Source organism: Pseudomonas sp. IT-P100, assembly GCF_949767185.1.
GTDB classification, from domain to species: domain Bacteria; phylum Pseudomonadota; class Gammaproteobacteria; order Pseudomonadales; family Pseudomonadaceae; genus Aquipseudomonas; species Aquipseudomonas fluorescens_B.
This window is the reverse complement of the sequence record NZ_CATKQK010000029.1, coordinates 1-2,701: the sequence shown is the minus strand read 5'-3', so window position 1 is coordinate 2,701 and position 2,701 is coordinate 1. Positions and strand designations below refer to the sequence as shown.

Genomic DNA, 2,701 nt, shown 5'->3' with positions numbered 1-2,701 from the left:
ACTCGGGTCGAGGTAAGACTGAGCCTTTTTTGGCCGGGCCGATACTGTAAGAAGTAACAGGTAAGCTCATCGTTGGGTGTTTTTTTGAACCTGTGTCGCTCGATTACGTTTTTTTGATTTTAATGTGGATACCGTTTATCTGCGGCGGTAAGAGCCAGCGGTTTGATAACCAGATCATGCTGACGGTAATTGCGTTGCTGGTGGTAGTTGGTGACGATCCATTCAGAAGGCCTGAGATTGATTGGGTCGGCGGCAGAACGAACCAAGATTAGATTGAAACAGTGTCTTTGTCCCTTCCTCAGGGAGTGGCGGCTCTGCCCTAGCAACTTCCGGCACCTGTAGCTCTGGCCTAAGGAGCTCAGCAGCAAATAGTTGTCGGAACGATGATCCATTTTCTCCCAAGCTGTCGCTAACCCTTACAAACATACTAACCAACTCGACTTTCACCTCGATCGGCAAATGATCAAACTTATATATTAAAGAAGGGTCCTGATCAGACACCTCTGCTTCCGCTTTTGCAAAGTCAAAATCCTCCTTATTATTTCCAACCGAAGAAAACGTATCCGGTACATTATAAGTTTTACCGGAATTCAATGAAGCGGACCGATCTTCAATCGCCGGAATCTCTCGACACCCCGTGTCCGTATGCGGAAGAGCGCGCACATCACGAAACGTAAATCCAATGGTATTTTCAACATCCCATGAATATATATTTATAGCTTGAAGATGCGAGACCAGACCATCTCTACCGTGCATGATAGCCTCTCCCCCATTATGAAAGATTCCTCGATAGTTATCCTTCCAACCTTCAACAGGTAAAACCACTTTACGACGTTCAATTTTTAATGGGTAAATATTAACCTCACCGCTACTTAGACTTATAATGCCGGTAAAAACATTTCCGGGACGTGATTGCTCAAGATAGTAAAGCAACTGCTCACCAGGACGCATATTAGGCACTTCATATTCAGTGACCAATTTCCTATCACGACGCACTTGCGATCCTTCGTCATCACTAGAAACCCAAGACCAATGCAAAACAGCTGCACCTTTAAAATCGAGAAAAACGATAGGGTTATTGTTTAAACTGCGATAAACATTTAAACCATCCAAAACACCAAATGGATCTGGATTTACCCACCGTTGCAACCACGGCGCGTAATAACGATACCCATAATAATAGAGGCCAGTTGCATCCCGCTCTTTACCCGAATAGCGAATCGTTTTGTACTTCGCCACCAACGCACTTTTACCGGCCCAGCATGCGGTGCCGCCGAAGGGGTAATAGTGTTCCTGGGTTAGCACGCCTGCTTCGTGATCCAACTCCATCGTGCTGGAACCGAGGTGGTCGCAGAGGCTGTAGCGGAGTTGATCGGCCTGGGTTCCTTCGGGCCAGTGCAAGGCTCGAACACTGCAACGGCCTGCTTCGGCGCTGATGACGTGGTGCACCTCGCCATCGGCCTGGCGGTGGATTTCCAGGTTGGGCAGGTAACGGACTTCCGTGCCTAGGGTTCGGCGATGGGTCTGGCTAACATGCACCTTGCGCAGCCGATGGCCGGGGCGGTCGTAGGCATAGCATTCGTAATCGTCGGGTTCATCTACACGTTTGACCAGGGTTACCCGGCTCAACTGGTTGCGGATGTCCCACGTCATGGCTTGGCCGCGCTGCAACTCCCGCTGATTGCCGCAGGCATCGAAGCCTGATTCGATTTGGGACTCTCCCGGCAGCGATCCATCGTCCCGCTGCGCCAGGCTTCGGTTGCTGCGCGCGGAGGTGAACATCGAGAAACCGGGCACACCGCTGTGATGGCGAGTGATCAGATTGCCCGCCGCGTCATACTCGAAGCGCTGGGTGTAATTGCGCCGCTGATTAGGGTCCAGCGGTGTGGGCAGCAAATCCGGCAGTGCCGGTCCGTGGCTGGGCGTGCTGACTTCCCAGCCGCTGGCTTCGACCAGTTGAGACTGGCTGTCATAGCGGTAGTGGTTGATCGGGTCGATGCGCTGGTTGTTGAACCAGGTAACGGGTTGGGCCTTGTCTTCCATCTCGACAATATTGCCCACCGCATCGTAGGTGTAATTCAGATCCTGCACCGGAGGTTGATTCCCGACTGCCGCCACCAACCGCATCAAACGACCATTCTCGACGTCGTACTCGCTTCGCGTTTGAACGCCATTGCCGGCCGTTTCACGTTCAATCTGGTCGTGGGCGTTGTAGCGGATGTCGCTGACCAGGCATTGCGCTTGTCTGCCTTCTCCCGCCAATAGCAGCGAGGTCTCACTCAATTTGCCTGCCACGTCATAGTCAAAGGTTCGGACATTGCCCATGGCATCGGTCTGGCGTTCAATCTCTCCCGTGGGATGAAAGGAATGCCGGGTAACAAACGCCTGCTCCTCCAGCCACTCGTCTCGGACATCGATGTCTAGGGGCCAGTCGGGTGTTTCAAGTTCGTTGAGAAAACGTCTGCTTTCAACCAGCGCAGAGCCGGCCAAACCATATTCGTTGAGGATCTGAGAGCCGGCCGGGTCGTCATGGCGAATCAACAGGCCGCACTGATTGCGCTCGGCAACCACAGCGTCGGAGTCACCGTAAGTGAACCGGTCAACCACACAAGGCAATGCGGCCGGCCTCTGTTCCGTGACCGCGACAGGCCGCTGCTGATCGTCATACTCGCACTGACGCTGATTACCTCGCCCATCCCAA

1 protein-coding gene is annotated in these 2,701 nt (G+C 52.8%); it reads right to left on the bottom strand.

Going from position 1 to position 2,701, the window contains the following annotated elements:
* Positions 1-222 precede the first annotated feature (222 nt).
* Positions 223-2,701 (bottom strand): RHS repeat domain-containing protein (locus tag ACM6IQ_RS20435; RefSeq protein ID WP_414879668.1); only part of this gene is annotated, 2,479 nt, incomplete at its 5' end.